Consider the following 16,367-nt stretch of genomic DNA (forward strand, 5'->3'; position numbering starts at 1 on the left):
AGTAATGAGTTATTTTGAAGCGTTTATATTGGCGTTGGTGCAAGGCTTTACTGAGTTTTTACCTATTTCCAGTTCGGCACACTTGATCCTTCCATCTGCGGTTTTAGGATGGGAAGATCAGGGCTTGGCTTTTGATGTCGCGGTCCATGTCGGTACTCTGGCCGCGGTCGTGATCTACTTCCGTAAAGAAGTGATTTCGTTGTTGAGTGCATTCTTTGGCTCAGTGTTTAAGGGCGACCGCAGCAAAGAAGCTAAATTGGCATGGATGATCATCCTTGCGACGATTCCTGCATGTATATTTGGCCTGCTGATGAAGGACATTGTTGAGCTTTACCTGCGCAGTGCATGGGTGATTGCGACAACGACAATCGTGTTTGGTCTGTTGTTGTGGTGGGTAGATAAGAACTCAAGCCTACGTGATGATGAGTACCAGGCAGGTTGGAAAAAAGCGTTGTTCATTGGTCTTGCTCAAGCCATGGCAATCATTCCTGGTACCTCTCGTTCAGGCGCTACAATTACAGCAGCACTTTACCTTGGCTTTACTCGTGAAGCGGCAGCTCGATTCTCTTTCCTAATGTCTATCCCAATCATCACTTTAGCTGGTGGGTACTTGGGTCTTAAGCTGGTGACCAGCGGCGATCCAATCCATGTGGGCACATTGCTAACAGGTATTGCGGTGTCTTTCATCAGCGCTTACATCTGTATTCACTTCTTCTTGAAGCTTATCTCACGCATGGGCATGACACCGTTTGTTATCTACCGCCTAATCCTAGGTTGTGGTCTGTTTGTTTTCTTAATGATGCAGTAACAGGCGCTGATAACAGTCTCGTCGTAGAATTGAAAAAGCCCGCTTAACTGCGGGCTTTTTAATACGTGCTTACTAGCAGATTGAAGATCAACTATGAGTGAGTTCTGATAGCGCGCCTTCAATGGCTACTGCTCTGCGCTTCTCTTGCTCTTCTCGAATATCTTTACCTTTAAAGCCATCGGCAATGATTGCTTTTACTTCAACTTGCAGCGCCGCTTGATAGGCCGCTTCAAAACGAGCCTTTTGAGGGTAAGGCTGATCTTCTAACCCTTTGCGGCCTGCGTGGTCAGCTTGGCAGCATAGCAAGATGTCGTTAAGGCGATCTGGTTTGCGCCAAACATCGAACTTGTTGAGAACCTTGAGGAAGGTGGTTGGCTTTAGCTCAGCCGCACGATGAATGTTTGAGTGCTGCTCACATACTAATAGTGCGAGGTCTCTGAATTCATTAGGCACTCTCACTCGTTCACACAGTTTTTTTATGATCTTAACACCTGTGTGGCAGTGCATCTTATGGCTTGGCCATTCAGCTTGTGGTGTCACGCCTTTACCTAAGTCATGCACTTGAGCGGCAAAGCGTACCGGCAGCGATGGGCTTAATAGCGCAGCTTGCTGAGCCACCATCAGAGTATGGATACCCGTGTCGATCTCAGGGTGCCACTTTTCCGGTTGAGGAACACCAAATAGAGCGTCAATCTCTGGCAAAACAACCGCTAATGCACCGCACTCTCTCAACACTGATAGGAACACTTCCGGATGTGGCGTACTGAGTGATTTGTGCCACTCTTGCCACACTCGTTCAGCAGTAAGGTGAGCAAGTTCATCTGATTCAACGATCGTCGCCATCATGGCCATGGTTTCAGGTGCGACGGTAAAACCGAGATGGTGAAGCTTGGCTGCGAAGCGCGCAACTCGCAGTACTCGAAGTGGATCTTCGACAAAGGCATCGGACACGTGTCTAAGAATACGATCGGAGAGATCTTGCTGGCCGTGGTAAGGATCGTGAAGGTTGCCGGTATCATCTTGAGCGATGGCGTTGATCGTTAGATCGCGACGCATGAGATCTTCTTCTAGGCTAACATCTGGTGCGAAGTAACATTCGAAGCCTGTGTAACCAGATCCTGATTTTCTCTCTGTGCGCGCCAGTGCGTGCTCTTCCTTGGTTTTGGGGTGCAAGAATACAGGGAAGTCTTTACCCACTGCAGTGAAGCCAAGGCTTTCCATCTCTTGAGGGGTACTGCCAACGACTACCCAATCTTTATCGTAGCTATCAATATTGAGTAGCTTATCTCGCACCGCTCCACCGACTAGATAGCGCTGTAGCCCATTCTCTTTTGGTAGGCTATCGTATATTTGCAACTTATCACCTCGAAATGTTTTATCACTGCTGGACTTTACGGCAAGCAATGGTACTTTCCATTAATCGTAATTATAGGGCAGCACATGTATAAGGAATATTTTGGCTTCGTTGAGATGCCATTTTCGATTGTACCAAATTCTCGCTACTTGTTTTTGAGTCAGCGCCACCAAGAGGCGATGCAGAACCTACAAGCCGGTTTAGGCGAGGGTGGGGGCTTTGCAATGCTCACTGGTGAGGTGGGAACCGGTAAAACAACGGTCGCTAAGGCGATGTTGTCCTCCCTTGATAGCCACACTCAAGCTGGCCTTATACTCAACCCTACATTTTCCAATACTGATTTGCTTGAAGCTATCTGTGATGAGTTCGAGATCGACTATCCGCAGCAGGCATCACTCAAACAGCTGAGTCAGGCGATTCACTATTTCTTACTGGATAGCCATGCGGAAGGTATTCAAACCTTATTGGTGATAGATGAAGCTCAGCACTTAGCTGCCGATGTGTTGGAACAGCTACGACTTTTAACGAACTTGGAAACTGACAGCCGTAAGCTATTAAAAGTATTGCTGGTTGGTCAACCTGAATTACAACAGCACCTGCAGACCACGCAATTGCGTCAATTAGCGCAGCGTATTACTGGGCGTTACCATTTGTTGCCTCTCAACATTCAAGAGACCGGTAAGTACATCGCGTTTCGTTTAGAGACGGCTGGTGGCGGGCAGATGCTGTTTTCGAATCGTTCCGTTAAGTTGATCGCTCAATATACTCATGGTATTCCAAGGTTGATTAACTTGGTGTGTGATAAGGCGCTGCAGCTAGCGTTTCATGATGGAGAGCCAACACCGAGCAATGACACGGTCAACAAAGCGTGTCAGCAGATCATGGCGTTTCAAGCCGAGGTTTATCATGTCGAAAAGCCTCGAGTAGCGAGCGCGCTACCAAAACTAGTTAAATACGCGAGTGCTACTACCTTGAGTGTTGCGTTTGCGATGGCAACCTTTCACTTCGCTCCAACCTACATTGATTCGTGGCTAACAATCCAGCCCTCGAATGAAGCCCAAACACTAAGCTCAGTAAAAATGCAGCGTTCGTTAGTCGCCGATGAACCTAAGGTTGAGCTAGAAAAAGATAAGTTCGCACTGCCAGCACATATTCAGCAACACTTGATGCAAGGAACTAACCGTTCGCTAGCGATCAAGGACTTATATACGCTTTGGGGATACCAATCCTCCCTGCGTGACGGTTTATGTCTGAGTGAGCCACAAAGTGTGTTCGTATGTGAGCAACAACAAGCAAGTTTAGATGACCTTCTAGAGTTAGGCGTCCCTGTGGTATTGAACTTAAATATAGAGCAAGAGCCTGTGTTTGCTGTGCTCTATGGCGCATCACAAGACGCTGTCGAGTTACTGGTGAACGAAAAACTGTTAGTCATGCCGAAGCAATCTCTAGATAAGGTCTGGCACGGTGATTATGTCGCGATTTGGAAACAGCCATTGCGAGAAACGTTAAAAGAGGGTTATCAGGGGGAAGCTGTTGCTTTGCTTGATTTGTTGCTTTCTGAGGTTCTTGGAGAGGTTGTATCTGGTAGTGATGTATTTGATTACGAATTAAAAATGAAAGTCGAAGCATTTCAAACTTGGCAGGGCATGTCGGTCGACGGTATTGCTGGTCAACGAACTTTAGCAAGGTTACAAAGATTAGCTCAGCTAGACTCTCCGAAGTTAATGTCATTAAGCGGAGGAGCGAGCTAATGTCACGCATTATGCATGAGTTGAATCAGTCCTCAGACAAATCTAGCTTCAAGGGCTACCAAAACCATCAAGTGCCGAGTTCAGCAAAGGGTATAAGCAACAAGCGCGGTTCGTCGTTGGCTTTGGGGCTACTTGTTTTACTTGTGCCTTCTTTGTTGGTAGGCGGTGTCTTGGTGTATCAATCTTACCATCAACAGCAAACGGCTAACCAAGCTGCTATTAGTTCGAGTTCAGAATCAGAACCCCAGCCTGTTCAAGCCAAAGATGTCGAAACGGTTGATTTGAATGCCGAAGAAGAAGTCGAAGATGAACCTCTGTTTGTGGTGCGTCCAGCGCCGACCGGCAAGACGCTAAAATCGTTACCTCGCCAAGAGGTTTATGCTCAGGTTAATTCTGATAGAACTCAACTGTCTGGTGGAATAATTGTGCCGGTAACCAAAGCAGAGAGCAGTGCGCGAGCGGTCGATGATTCTGAATCGTCATTCGTTGAGCCGAAAGTTGAACCTGGTGTCAGCAATGAAAGTAATCATCAGCAATCAGACAGCGACCTATTGCAAGGGCTAGACTTGACCGAGTTACCGCCTGATTTGGCATTGAAGCTAGAAGCGATTATGGATCAGCAGCCAAATGAGCCTGAGCCAATGGATTCGCGACCAGCAAGTCAGATGGAGCCTCAAGTGATCGAGCTCGAAAATCACGTTAACAGTTTGTCAGGTGTATTACCTAAGCTCGACTTGCAAACCCATATGTATTCAAGCAGTGAGAACAAGCGTTGGGTTAAAGTGAATGGGCAAGAGGTGTCGCAGGGAGATTGGATCGACAACGATGTGCAATTGCTCGAGATAAAGCCGCAATCTGTAGTTGTTGAATTTAACCAGCAGAAGATAGAAATTCCTGCTTTGTATGAGTGGAAGGGCTAACCTAAGGCTGCAACAAGCACTTTAATAACATGCTGTGATAAATAAAAAGGAGCACTTAGGTGCTCCTTTTTGGTATTCGAGATTGAATTTAGTTTGCTCAACGCAAAACAGTCAAACGAAACGCTTACGCCCAGCCGTTTGGTGACTTTTTACGACGAGGAATGATGTGTGGCAGAACAAGGCCTAGAAGTAGACCGATACCAGCAACACCACCACCGTACATAAAGTATTTCAATAGTAGGTCATCTTTCTGCGTGTCTAGCTTAGCGCGTAGCTCACGGTTTTCTGTTTGAGAGCTTGTTAGCTGTTGGCTAATCTCGCTGTAGTTCTGCTCAAGTTCAGCAATCTGTTTATTACGAGAATCTAGAGAACTTGCTAGGCCTGCCTTTTCGCTGTCAGCTGTTTGACGTGCATTAGCCAGCTTAGTTTTCACTTCTGTCAGTTCTTTTTCAAGCTTAGGCATGCGCAGAGCCATGCTTTCTCTTGTGCTTACAAATTTGCTCTCAACCCAACCTTTACGGCCACGGTTGTCTTGGATCTGAGTGTAACCTGTGCTCTTGTTTGCTTGCAGGTAAGTGATCTTCTCACCAGCATCAACACTGCCGATGATACGGTAGGTGTTGTTTGGGCCAGAATGCATATAAGTAAATAGTTTGTCAGCAATATAACGGTCTTGTGCAAAGGCAGCTGGAGCCGCAAGCATTGCGAACAAAACTAAGCTAATCAGTTTTTTCACAGTAAATCCCTTAACGATTCAAGTTGGGTAGGCGGATGAGTCAGCCTCAATGAGCAAATAATATTTAGTTTCTTTATGCGGTGCAACAAAGAAGGGAGGCAAAGCCTCCCTTTCTGTGCGTTTGAGTCAATAATGACATGGCATTTACATATCGTTGCTGAAGCTCACACTATTCTGACGCTAGTCATCACTAACGCAGTCGCGATTACATAGTAAACGCAGCTTGAATTCCGTAGAAGAACACAACAGCAAGTAGAGCACCTGCAGGTAGTGTCACAATCCAAGAAGCTACGATATTACGTACAACGCCTAAGTTCAGTGCTGCGATACCGCGAGCAAAACCAACACCCAATACCGCACCAACAAGTGTTTGTGTCGTCGAGATTGGAAGGCCAGTACCTGAAGCTAGTACAACCGTACATGCAGTTGCAAGTTGTGCAGCAAAGCCACGGCTTGGTGTTAATTCTGTAATACCAGTACCAACGGTTGCCATTACTTTATGACCCATTGTTGCAAGACCAACAACGATACCGAAGCCACCTAGAGGAAGAATCCACCATGCGATAGTACTCTTACCTGTGATTTCACCCATGTGCTCAACCGTTGATACAACAGCAGACAGTGGACCAATCGCGTTTGCAACGTCGTTTGAGCCGTGTGCGAAAGCCATCGCACAAGCTGTGATAACCATTAGTACAGAGAAGATACCTTCAACGCCAGCAAAGCCGTGGTCTTCTTCGCGGTTAGCGAATTTCTTCTGGATGTATAGGTAACCACCAATCATTACAACAGCAGATACGCCTGCAGCCCAAACCCATGCTTCAGTGTTGCTTAGGTGAAGACCAACGTGCTTAAGACCTTTCTTGATTGTTACCAGTGCAATTACCATCGTTGTGATGAACATGTACACAGGCACGAAACGTTTAGCGTTGAATAGTGGGTTCTCAGTATCAAAGATCAGTCGCTGAGCACTCACAAAGATAACGTAAGCGAAGAAACCAGAGATGACAGGAGTAATAATCCAACTACCCACGATACCTTGAACGCTGCCCCAGTCTACCGCTTCAGTACCTACAGATACGCAAGCGAAACCGATGATTGCACCGATGATTGAGTGAGTAGTAGAAACAGGCCAGCCCATGTATGAAGCTAGAAGTAACCATGTACCAGCAGCAAGAAGCGCTGACATCATACCGAATACAAGTACGTCTGGTTGATGTGCGAATAGAGACGTCTCGATAACACCTTTACGGATCGTATCGGTAACTTCGCCACCGGCAAGATATGCACCAGCGAATTCAAAGATCATTGCGATAATGATCGCTTGTTTAACGGTTAGAGCTTTAGAGCCTACTGAGGTGCCCATTGCGTTCGCAACGTCATTTGCACCAATACCAATAGCCATCAAGAAACCGAAAGCTGCTGCAACAATAATCAGGACAGTGCCGTAGTTAGCAAGGATATCCATCGTAATACCTAGTTGTTTGATAACAAGCGGAACAAATTTAGACGCAAAAAACCGCTCAGCGAGAGAAATACTCAACGCATAAGTGGTTTGTTCAAAAAATGCTCTTCGTTATATGGTTAACGTATGATTTAAGATCGAGAAAGCATTACTTCAAGACGAGCGCCTACACGCTGTGCTTGATCTGCAATACCACCAACCCATTCAAGAATTTTGTATAAGAACATGATATCAACTGGATTCAGATCGCCTTCAATTGCCATTAGTTGTTGGCGTAGTTCAATCTGCATCGCATCCGTGTCATCTTCAATTACATCTAATTGATGAATCATTTCAGCAACGAGTGTTACTTCGCGGCCTTTAAAGCCAGTTTCAAGTAATTCGTCTAGTTCATTGATTACGTTTTGTGCTTGGTTCGCTGCATCTAGACAACGTTTAACGTAAGCGATGAAGTTTTCTTGTAGAGGAGCAGGAATGACAAGTTGACGACCATATACACGGCCAGCAATGTCTTTCGCTAGGTTTGCTAGTTTGTCTTGCTGAGTTAATAGCTCCAACATGTCGGTGCGATCAACAGGCATAAACAAACCACGAGGAAGTTTAAGGCGAATTTCACGTTTTAGTACGTCAGCTTCTTTCTCAAGGTGAGAAATCTGAGCTCGAATTTCAGCTGCTTTTTCCCAGTCACCCTTTGAAGAAACTTCAAAGAAATTAACCAGGTGAGAACAACATTCGTTCACGCATACTACGTGACGCTGCAAAGGTTTAATTGGGGACTTTGCAAATAACCCCATAATTGTATTTACTGGCATGGTCATCCAACCTAATAAATAATAACCTTAAAACAACATACACCATATTCATGGTGAAATGTTAAGCGATGGCTACAAAGTCGCGCATGTTAACCTAATCAATCTCTCATTAAAACTGTTTTAGATCATCATAAGGGCGATATTTCTGACTTGCCGACTTTGAAAATTGGCAATATCCTGTCCCTATCTTCACAGAAAGGTATAACTATGGAAACCGAGATAGAACTGAAGTTTTTTGTTTCTCCTGATTTTTCAGAGACTTTACGCAATAAAATTGCTGAAACTAAAGTACTTCAGCACAGTTGTCGTGAGCTAGGTAACATCTACTTTGACACCCCTGACAACTGGCTACGCAAGCATGATACCGGCTTGCGCATTCGACGCTTTGATGACGTATTTGTACAAACGGTAAAGACAGCTGGTCGCGTTGTTGCAGGTCTACACCAAAGGCCTGAATACAATGCAGAACACGACAGCAATCAGCCCAAGCTTGCCTTGCATCCAGAAGATATCTGGCCTGAAGGTAAAGATATCGAAACACTGGAAGCCGAGCTTACTCCACTCTTCTCTACTAACTTCACACGAGAGCAGTGGCTGATTGGTATGCCTGATGGTAGCCAAGTTGAGGTTGCCTTTGACCAAGGTTTCGTTGAGTCAGGCGATCAGCAAGAGCCGATTTGCGAGGTTGAACTCGAACTTAAATCCGGTCAAACCGATGCTCTGTTTACACTGTCTCGCCAATTCTGCGAACAAGGTGGTATGCGCTTAGGTAACTTAAGCAAAGCTGCTAAGGGTTACCGACTTGCTCAAGGTTATCAAGGCGATGAAGTTACTCCTTTGACCTTAGTTGATACTGACAAAACTGACACCGTTGAATCGTGTTTCATTCAATCTTTAGAGCATGCTCTCGCTCATTGGCATTACCACGAGCAAATTTTCACCGAGCGCCAATCGATTGAAGCTCTTCATGAGATCAGCCATTCACTGAGCTTTATCCGCCAGACTTTCACCATTTATGGCGGCATTGTGCCAAGACGTGCCAGCGCCATTTTGCGTCAAGAGCTGAAATGGTTAGAACAAGAGTTGGATTGGCTAAAAAGTTATGATCACTTTGAGGATTTGCTAGAAGATAAAGGCCACGTTCTGCGTAAGCTTGATGCTCGTAAGTTCTTAGTGGCAGAGCTAAAAGAGATGCAAGAGCAATTGCCAGATCGTGAAGAGTTACTGACTCTCTTGAGCTCTGCTCGCTACACCGGTCTTCTGCTTGACTTAAGCCGCTGGATTCTTACCCGAGGCTGGCAGCCATTCTTGGACGATAAAGCGCGTGAGCAAATGGGACGCGGAATTGAATGGTTCTCTGTTAAGCAGCTTGATCGCACCTGGGCGGAGCTGATGGAAGCCTTTCCACCAGAGCGCGTGATGACGAGCCAAGCCTACATCGACCAGCAGTATCGTTTGATGCGTAACCTTTACTCTGGTGTTGGCTTTGCGAGCTTGTACGATGACGATGAGCGTAATAGCTTCCGTTTACCTTGGGCAGACATGGTGCAAGGTATTGACGATTTGCTGATGCTGCGAACCTTACAGCCACTCACTGAAAAGTTAGAAGGTGACGAGAAGGATCAGTTAGAACGTTGGCTTGCTCGACAAGAAGTTTCGATTCTGCATGCGATGGAGCAGACTCGCCAAATCAGTGTTGAAGTTGAGCCATACTGGCAAGACTAGTCTCGACACTAATATCCATTTTTAAATAGGGCTTCGGCCCTATTTTTTTGTCTGTCGTTCAAGCGACTCGAGCCGTTCAAGTATCTGTTGTTGCTGTTTTAAAATCTTATCCAGCTTGCGTTCTTTGTTTTCTAACTGTTGGTTTTGAAGATCGGTTGGCTCGGTAATTAGCGAGGTGATTAGACCTGAGATCATACCAAACACGCCAACCCCACAGATGATCACAATTGACGCGATTAACTGACCTGCAGTGGTTACTGGATAGTGGTCACCATAGCCAACCGTACTGATGGTGACGAAAGCCCACCATAATGCATCATGGCCAGTCGTGATATTGGCATTAGGATCTTTGTGTTCCAATAGCAGGATCGTGCCAGCCCCGATCGTCAGTAAGATCACCAAAAGCAGAATGATGGAAGCGAAAGTGGTTTCTTTCCTATTGCGAAACAACTCTCTGAAAATACGTTTGCTCGAACGCAGAACCAAGATGACTCGCAGAATTTGAAAAATACGAGCGAAACGGAGCGCCTCGATCATTGGGATGCTTGCCAAGAAATCGATCCAGTGTACTTTGAGGTATTCTTTCTTATTTTGTGATCTGAATAGATCAATCGTGAGCTGAAAAAGAAAAACACTACAGATTATAAAATCGAGGCCGATAAGGACTTGTTTCGATTCTTTATCAATCGGCGCAAACAACAAGCCAGAGATCACAAATAACGCTAAGAAAGAGAGAATCAGTGATAATAAGCTCATCGGCTTAGGTGTGTCTTTGATACTATTTAACATTCATACGAGGCTCAAAATAAATCGCGAACCTGAGTAAATCAGCCATCTCGCGGGTATAGAAGCCATCAATATATAAGAGTTAATGGAGAACTGACAATGACTAAACTGTCATTCAAGCCGTGGGAAAGGGTAATCTCTGATATTCGTCTCGTTCCGAAAATGATCATGCTAATGGTGTTCAGTACCATCTTGATCATTGCTAAGCAGTTATGGGATGCGAGCACGTTTTACGATTCATTGCTTGCTGCAACGAACAATGCGCAGGTTGCACAGCAGCATTACGAGACTTACCTAGTTCAAGTCGCTTGGCAGACAGGCTTGATGATCATTGTGTTTGTGGTTCTTCTATTAGCGGCGGCTCGTGTGATGCTGCGTCAAACTCAATACCTCAGTGATGCTATCAAAACGATGGCAGATAAAAACCTATCTGTGCCGATTCACATGGATTGTAAAGATGAGTACGGCGATGTAGCACGTGAGTTAGAAAAAACACGAGTTCAGCTACATGATATGGTGAAAGCTCAATTGGCCTCTTCTGATGAGCTATTTGCTCTAACAGAAGTGATGACCATCAGCATGTCAGAGACCAAAGAGTCGGCTCAAGAAGAGTTTAACGAGATTGACCAACTGGCAACGGCAATGAGTGAAATGACCTCTACCGTTCAAACGGTTGCTGAGCATGCACAAAGCGCTTCTTCTCTTACTGAACAAGCATCAGGCCAAGCCTTGACGGGACAGAAGTTCGTTCAGGGCTCTGTATCTAAGATGAGTGAACTCTCTTCAGACATCGCAGCGTCTGCAGCTGCGGTAAACCAAGTTGAAGAGCGCGTTGATTCAATTGGTAGCGTTGTAGGTACGATTCAAGGCATTTCAGAACAAACCAACTTACTGGCACTAAACGCAGCGATTGAAGCGGCGCGTGCAGGTGAAGCCGGTCGTGGTTTTGCTGTGGTTGCTGATGAGGTTCGTAACCTTGCGCAGCGCACTCAGCAAGCAACTGTCGAGATTCAAGATATGATCAGCCATCTACAAAGCAGTGCGAACTCTGCGGTAGAGTTGATGGAAAAGAGTGTTGTTGAAGCGGCTGAAGGCGTAGACCTGGTGACCAACGCAGGCTCTGAGCTTGACGGCATCGTAAGCCAAGTGAACCAAATCAATGACATGAACTTCCAGATTGCGACGGCTGCAGGCCAACAGAGCAGCGTTGCAGAAGAGATGAGTGTTAACCTAACCAATGTTCGCGAGCTTGTTGAAGCTTCGGTTGTAGTGGTTGGTGAGTTGCTGGAAACTTCTCAGATAATGCAAAGCAACGCAGAAGAACTGGACGGAAAGATTAAGCAATTTAAGGTATAGCCTTACTTGCTCAATCCCCGTTGTTAGTGCCTGTTTTCTAGAGAGAAAGGTCTAACTCGATAAGTTAACCGATAAAACGCCCACATTACTGATGTGGGCGTTTTTTATTGGCGTAACTTTGGTATAACTTATGTTTAGCTATGAAAACTCTTTATTGAAAAACCGACCCAACAAATTGATTGTTCGCGAGCAGCTTATACAAGGAAGAAACATGCCATTGCCTTCTCAACTCATCACTCATTCGCAGTCAGCTTTTGAGCAATTATTAGAGCACCAAAGTGAAGCCATTAATGCTTGGCCTGAGCCGCTAATTGAAGATCTTAAACATGTCTTAGGGTTAAGCTGCTTCATTGGTGATTGCTTACAACGTGATACGACCTTGTCGACGACCTTACCGGAGATGCTGGCGTGTGAGGAGCGTGCTGAAGGGTATCGTGGACGATTGGCTGAGCTGCTTTCTGATTGCACAGACGAAATGAGCGGCCAACGAGTGCTGCGTCAATTCCGTAATCGAGAAATGACCTATATTGCATGGCGTGACTTTATGGGCTCTTGGGAGCTTGAACAGAGCTTAAGTCATCTCTCTATGTTAGCTGAAGCGATGATCTTCGAGACTTATCAATGGCAGTACGATATTTGCTGTAAAGAGTGGGGCACACCTTGTAATGAACAAGGTGAAGCACAACCGATGCTTATCATTGGTATGGGCAAGCTCGGTGGTGGTGAGCTCAACTTCTCATCTGATATCGACCTGATCTTTACTTATCCTGAGAATGGCGAGACTCAAGGGGCAAGGCGCAGTATTGCCAATGCACAGTTCTTCACTCGCTTAGGGCAACGTATTATCAAAGCACTCGATCAACAAACCTTTGATGGGTTCTGCTATCGAGTCGACATGCGCCTACGTCCGTTTGGTGAGAGTGGACCATTAGTAATGAGCTACGCTGCACTGGAAGATTACTACCAAGAGCAAGGGCGAGATTGGGAACGCTACGCTATGGTTAAGGCTCGCGTGATGGGCAGTGAGATGTACCCACAGTATCAAGAGCTGCGCAAGATGCTACGCCCGTTTGTATTCCGTCGTTATATCGATTTCAGTGCGATTCAATCTCTGCGCCGTATGAAATCGATGATCAGCAGTGAGGTGCGTCGTCGTGGCTTATCCAATAATATCAAGCTCGGCTCAGGCGGTATTCGTGAAGTTGAGTTCATTGCACAAGTCTTTCAACTGATTCGTGGTGGCCGAGAGCCAAGTCTGCGTGGCCGAGGGCTTTTAGAGACCTTAACCGCCATTGATTCTCTGCATCTGCTAGAACCCCAAGAAGTGGCCGACTTGCGCGATGCTTACCTATTTTTACGTCGCCTAGAGAATTTATTACAGGCGATGGCTGACAAGCAAACCCAGACACTACCGGATGGTGAGTTAGAACAACTTCAGCTTGCGGTTGCCATGCAATTCAATGATTGGGAGAGTTTGATTACAGCCACTCGCACCCATATGGCGAATGTACATAGTGTGTTCGAAGAGCTGATTGGGATTGATGAAGAAGACGCTAACCCAATCGCGAGTCACTTCAGCGAGTTGTGGGATATGGCCCATAAGCCGGATGTTATCGAGCATGTATTGCAGCATGATGTTGCTATCGCCAACCCACCAGAAGCGGCGAAAACCATCATTCAATTTAAAGCGGATATCGCTAAGAAAACTCTTGGCCCGCGTGGACGTGAAGTTCTCAATCGACTGATGCCGAAAGTCTTTCAGGCCTTGTATACCGCTAAAGACGCTGAGTTTGGTTTATCGCGTGTACTGCATTTACTGCATAAAATTGTCACGCGCACCACTTATCTTGAGTTACTCGATGAACACCCTGCCGCGTTGACTCAACTTGTTCGTTTGTGTACCGCGAGCCCGATGATCTCAGAACAGCTTGGGCGTTACCCAATTCTGTTAGATGAACTTATCGATCCTCAGCAGCTCTATAACCCAGTGCCGCTTGAGTCTTACAAGACAGAATTACGCGACTATCTTGCTCGTATTCCTGAAGACGACATGGAGCAGCAGATGGAAGGCCTGCGTCAGTTTAAGCAGACTTGTATCCTGAGAATTGCCGCGGCTGATATAGCGGGTGTGCTGCCAGTTATGAAGGTGAGTGATCACCTAACTTACTTAGCGGAAGCGATTGTTGAAGCTGGCGTGAACCAAGCTTGGTTACAGGTGTCGGCTAAGTTTGGTGAGCCTACTCACCTAAAAGACCGTGAAGGTCGCGGCTTTGCTGTTGTCGGCTACGGTAAAGTGGGGGGCTGGGAGCTTGGTTACAACTCAGACCTCGATATTGTGTTTATGCACGACTGCCCGGTACACATCTATACTGATGGTAAGAAAGAGATTGATGGACGCCAATTTTATCTAAGGTTGGCGCAGCGTATTATTCATATATTCTCGACTAGAACCGCGTCGGGGATCCTGTATGAAGTCGATACTCGCTTGCGTCCATCGGGAGCTTCGGGCTTGTTGGTTAGTCCAACCGATGCCTTTGATGAGTATCAACATAACGATGCATGGACATGGGAGCATCAAGCACTGACTCGAGCTCGTATGATCTACGGTGATGAGCAATTGGCTTCCGCATTCAATAAAACACGTCATGAGGTGTTGTGTCTGCCGCGTGATGAAGCCACGTTGAAAAAAGAGGTGGTGGATATGCGAGAAAAAATGCGCGACCACCTTGGCGGAAAAAAAGCCGATCGATTCATGCTCAAACAAGACGCTGGTGGCATTACTGATGTTGAGTTTTTGGCGCAATACTTGGTGTTACGCTACAGCCACGAGAAGCCAAAACTGACACGTTGGTGTGACAATGTCAGAATCTTTGAGAGCTTGTTATCACAAGGAATCATGGATGAGCAACAAGGCATGGCATTGACTCATGCATACACAACGCTACGCGATGAAATACATCACCGTAATCTCCTCAACCTAGACGCGGATGTGGCGATTGATAAGTTCGGAATGGAAAGAGAACATGTGGTTCAAGCATGGAAGCAGTGGATGGAAGCGTAACTTGTCTTGCGCTTAACTATCACAGTGCCTATCGAGATAGGCTTTACTCATTTTTCTATGGTTTAGCCACTGTAATCAGTGTGCTAGACTCTAGCCAGATTCGATTTTTGGAGCTCAACAATGAAACCAATTCTACCTGACTACAGCCAATCAGGTGTTCTTATTGTCGGTGACGTCATGCTTGATCGTTACTGGTATGGTCCAACTGGCCGTATTTCACCAGAAGCACCAGTGCCTGTGGTAAAAGTAGAAAATAACGAGGAGCGCCCTGGTGGTGCTGCTAACGTAGCAATGAACATTGCTTCGCTTGGCGGTCATGCTCATGTTGTTGGTTTAACTGGTAAAGATGAACCAGCTGAGGTGCTGAAAAATACCTTGGGTGCGCTGAAGGTTAAGTGTGATTTTGTTGAGTTAGAAGACTACCCGACCATCACCAAACTACGAGTGATGAGCCGTGGTCAGCAGTTGATTCGTCTTGATTTTGAAGACAAATTTGAAAACACCAATCCAGAGCTTATTCTGTCTCGTATGGAGCAAGCGCTGCCAAATGTGCGCTCGGTGATCTTGTCAGATTACGCGAAGGGTGCATTAGAGCATGTACAGAGCTTCATTCAAAAAGCACGTGCAGCGAATGTTCCAGTATTCATCGATCCAAAAGGTGCTGATTTAGAGCGCTACCGTGGTGCGACTTTACTTACGCCAAATATGGCTGAGTTCGAGCTCGTTGCTGGTAAGGTTAAGTCAGAAGAAGATCTAATCGAGAAGGGCATCGCCTTGATCGAAAAGTATGACTTTGAAGCCTTATTGGTGACTCGCAGTGAGAATGGTATGACGTTGCTTCGCAAAGGTCAGGCGCCATTCCACCTGCCAACTCAAGCGAAAGAAGTGTACGACGTGACTGGTGCAGGTGATACGGTTATTTCCGTTCTTGCTGCTTCTGTTGCTGCAGGCAAGCCATTAGATGAAGCCTGTGCATTAGCAAATGCTGCCGCAGGTGTTGTAGTTGGTAAGCTAGGCACATCAACCTTGTCGACAATTGAACTGGCGGAAGCGATTCACGGCAGCCAAGATACAGACTACGGCGTGATCTCGGAAGCGGCACTGGTTGAAGCGGTGAAGCGCGCTCGTGCTAAAGGTGAGAAGGTTGTAATGACTAATGGTTGCTTTGATATTCTGCATGCCGGTCATGTTTCTTACATGAACCACGCGGCTGAACTCGGAGATCGTTTGATCGTTGCGGTTAATACCGACGAGTCTGTTAAGCGTTTGAAAGGTCCAGGTCGCCCTGTCAATCCTACCGATCGTCGTATGGCGGTATTGGCAGGTTTAGGTGCGGTTGATTGGGTTGTTCCTTTCTCTGAAGACACACCTCAACGTTTGATCTCTGAAGTGCTACCAAGCATTTTGGTAAAAGGTGGTGACTACAAACCTGAAGAGATCGCTGGTGGTGCGGAAGTGATTGCTGCGGGTGGTGAAGTTAAAGTACTTAACTTTGAAGATGGTTGTTCGACAACTGAAATTATTAAAGCAATCAAAGGTGGCCGAGGCTAATTTTTAGCTCTGGCTACCCAGTTTAATGGATAATAAAAATGC

General features: G+C 46.2%; 12 protein-coding genes. 7 read left to right on the plus strand and 5 right to left on the minus strand.

Annotation, left to right across the window (positions count from 1 at the left end):
• The first annotated feature begins 4 nt into the window (after positions 1-4).
• Complete coding sequence (locus L1D55_RS06960; protein ID WP_239916959.1) at positions 5-808, plus strand: undecaprenyl-diphosphate phosphatase; 804 nt, start codon at positions 5-7, stop codon at positions 806-808.
• Between the two features lie 87 nt (positions 809-895).
• On the opposite strand, the gene L1D55_RS06965 is transcribed toward L1D55_RS06960, so the two are convergent.
• The gene (locus L1D55_RS06965) at positions 896-2,212 is read right to left on the minus strand and encodes a multifunctional CCA addition/repair protein (RefSeq protein WP_239916960.1); all 1,317 of its coding nucleotides are present in this window, start codon (positions 2,210-2,212) and stop codon (positions 896-898) included.
• A gap of 36 nt (positions 2,213-2,248) precedes the next feature.
• Between L1D55_RS06965 and L1D55_RS06970 the strand changes: the two genes are divergently transcribed.
• Positions 2,249-3,913, plus strand: a complete 1,665-nt coding sequence (locus L1D55_RS06970) for an ExeA family protein (RefSeq protein WP_239916961.1) — start codon at positions 2,249-2,251, stop codon at positions 3,911-3,913.
• A complete protein-coding gene (locus L1D55_RS06975; RefSeq protein WP_239916962.1) occupies positions 3,913-4,833 on the plus strand; it encodes a general secretion pathway protein GspB in 921 nt (306 codons plus the stop codon). Before L1D55_RS06970 ends, L1D55_RS06975 begins: the two co-directional genes overlap by 1 nt.
• Before the next feature lie 124 nt (positions 4,834-4,957).
• Here L1D55_RS06975 and L1D55_RS06980 read toward each other — a convergent pair whose 3' ends face one another.
• From L1D55_RS06980 to L1D55_RS06990, 3 genes are all read right to left on the minus strand, one after another.
• Positions 4,958-5,569, minus strand: coding sequence for a TIGR04211 family SH3 domain-containing protein (locus L1D55_RS06980; protein WP_004740777.1), 612 nt, complete (start codon positions 5,567-5,569; stop codon positions 4,958-4,960).
• A 205-nt stretch (positions 5,570-5,774) separates the two neighbouring features.
• Positions 5,775-7,037 carry an inorganic phosphate transporter gene (locus tag L1D55_RS06985; RefSeq protein ID WP_239916963.1) on the minus strand — a complete coding sequence of 421 codons (1,263 nt, stop codon included), beginning with the start codon at positions 7,035-7,037 and terminating at the stop codon, positions 5,775-5,777.
• A 128-nt stretch (positions 7,038-7,165) separates the two neighbouring features.
• Entirely contained in the window at positions 7,166-7,846 is a 681-nt protein-coding gene (locus L1D55_RS06990; protein WP_008222549.1) for a TIGR00153 family protein, read from the minus strand.
• Between the two features lie 207 nt (positions 7,847-8,053).
• Between L1D55_RS06990 and L1D55_RS06995 the strand changes: the two genes are divergently transcribed.
• Positions 8,054-9,571 (plus strand): inorganic triphosphatase, encoded by a 1,518-nt coding sequence (locus L1D55_RS06995; RefSeq protein WP_239916964.1) that lies wholly within the window; start codon positions 8,054-8,056, stop codon positions 9,569-9,571.
• Between the two features lie 39 nt (positions 9,572-9,610).
• Here L1D55_RS06995 and L1D55_RS07000 read toward each other — a convergent pair whose 3' ends face one another.
• A complete protein-coding gene (locus L1D55_RS07000) occupies positions 9,611-10,360 on the minus strand; it encodes a potassium channel family protein (protein WP_239916965.1) in 750 nt (249 codons plus the stop codon).
• 96 nt (positions 10,361-10,456) lie between these two features.
• Here L1D55_RS07000 and L1D55_RS07005 point away from each other — a divergent pair, with 96 nt between their 5' ends.
• The 3 genes from L1D55_RS07005 (at position 10,457) to hldE (ending at position 16,325) form a co-directional block, all read left to right on the plus strand.
• Entirely contained in the window at positions 10,457-11,713 is a 1,257-nt protein-coding gene (locus tag L1D55_RS07005) for a methyl-accepting chemotaxis protein (RefSeq protein ID WP_239916966.1), read from the plus strand.
• 211 nt (positions 11,714-11,924) lie between these two features.
• Positions 11,925-14,774 carry a bifunctional [glutamate--ammonia ligase]-adenylyl-L-tyrosine phosphorylase/[glutamate--ammonia-ligase] adenylyltransferase gene (gene glnE / locus L1D55_RS07010; RefSeq protein WP_239916967.1) on the plus strand — a complete coding sequence of 950 codons (2,850 nt, stop codon included), beginning with the start codon at positions 11,925-11,927 and terminating at the stop codon, positions 14,772-14,774.
• A gap of 120 nt (positions 14,775-14,894) precedes the next feature.
• Complete coding sequence (hldE, locus tag L1D55_RS07015) at positions 14,895-16,325, plus strand: bifunctional D-glycero-beta-D-manno-heptose-7-phosphate kinase/D-glycero-beta-D-manno-heptose 1-phosphate adenylyltransferase HldE (RefSeq protein WP_048658013.1); 1,431 nt, start codon at positions 14,895-14,897, stop codon at positions 16,323-16,325.
• The last annotated feature ends 42 nt before the right edge of the window (positions 16,326-16,367 follow it).

This window comes from Vibrio sp. Isolate22, assembly GCF_022398115.1.
Classification (GTDB): domain Bacteria; phylum Pseudomonadota; class Gammaproteobacteria; order Enterobacterales; family Vibrionaceae; genus Vibrio.

Bases quoted from the DNA above. Each gene is read 5' to 3' on its own strand.
- L1D55_RS06975 (WP_239916962.1), top strand. From the start codon at position 3,913: ATGTCACGCATTATGCATGAGTTGAATCAGTCCTCAGACAAATCTAGC.
- hldE (WP_048658013.1), top strand. From the start codon at position 14,895: ATGAAACCAATTCTACCTGACTACAGCCAATCAGGTGTTCTTATTGTC.
- L1D55_RS06960 (WP_239916959.1), top strand. From the start codon at position 5: ATGAGTTATTTTGAAGCGTTTATATTGGCGTTGGTGCAAGGCTTTACT.
- L1D55_RS07005 (WP_239916966.1), top strand. From the start codon at position 10,457: ATGACTAAACTGTCATTCAAGCCGTGGGAAAGGGTAATCTCTGATATT.
- L1D55_RS06970 (WP_239916961.1), top strand. From the start codon at position 2,249: ATGTATAAGGAATATTTTGGCTTCGTTGAGATGCCATTTTCGATTGTA.
- L1D55_RS06985 (WP_239916963.1), bottom strand. From the start codon at position 7,037: ATGGATATCCTTGCTAACTACGGCACTGTCCTGATTATTGTTGCAGCA.
- L1D55_RS06990 (WP_008222549.1), bottom strand. From the start codon at position 7,846: ATGCCAGTAAATACAATTATGGGGTTATTTGCAAAGTCCCCAATTAAA.
- glnE (WP_239916967.1), top strand. From the start codon at position 11,925: ATGCCATTGCCTTCTCAACTCATCACTCATTCGCAGTCAGCTTTTGAG.
- L1D55_RS07000 (WP_239916965.1), bottom strand. From the start codon at position 10,360: ATGTTAAATAGTATCAAAGACACACCTAAGCCGATGAGCTTATTATCA.
- L1D55_RS06995 (WP_239916964.1), top strand. From the start codon at position 8,054: ATGGAAACCGAGATAGAACTGAAGTTTTTTGTTTCTCCTGATTTTTCA.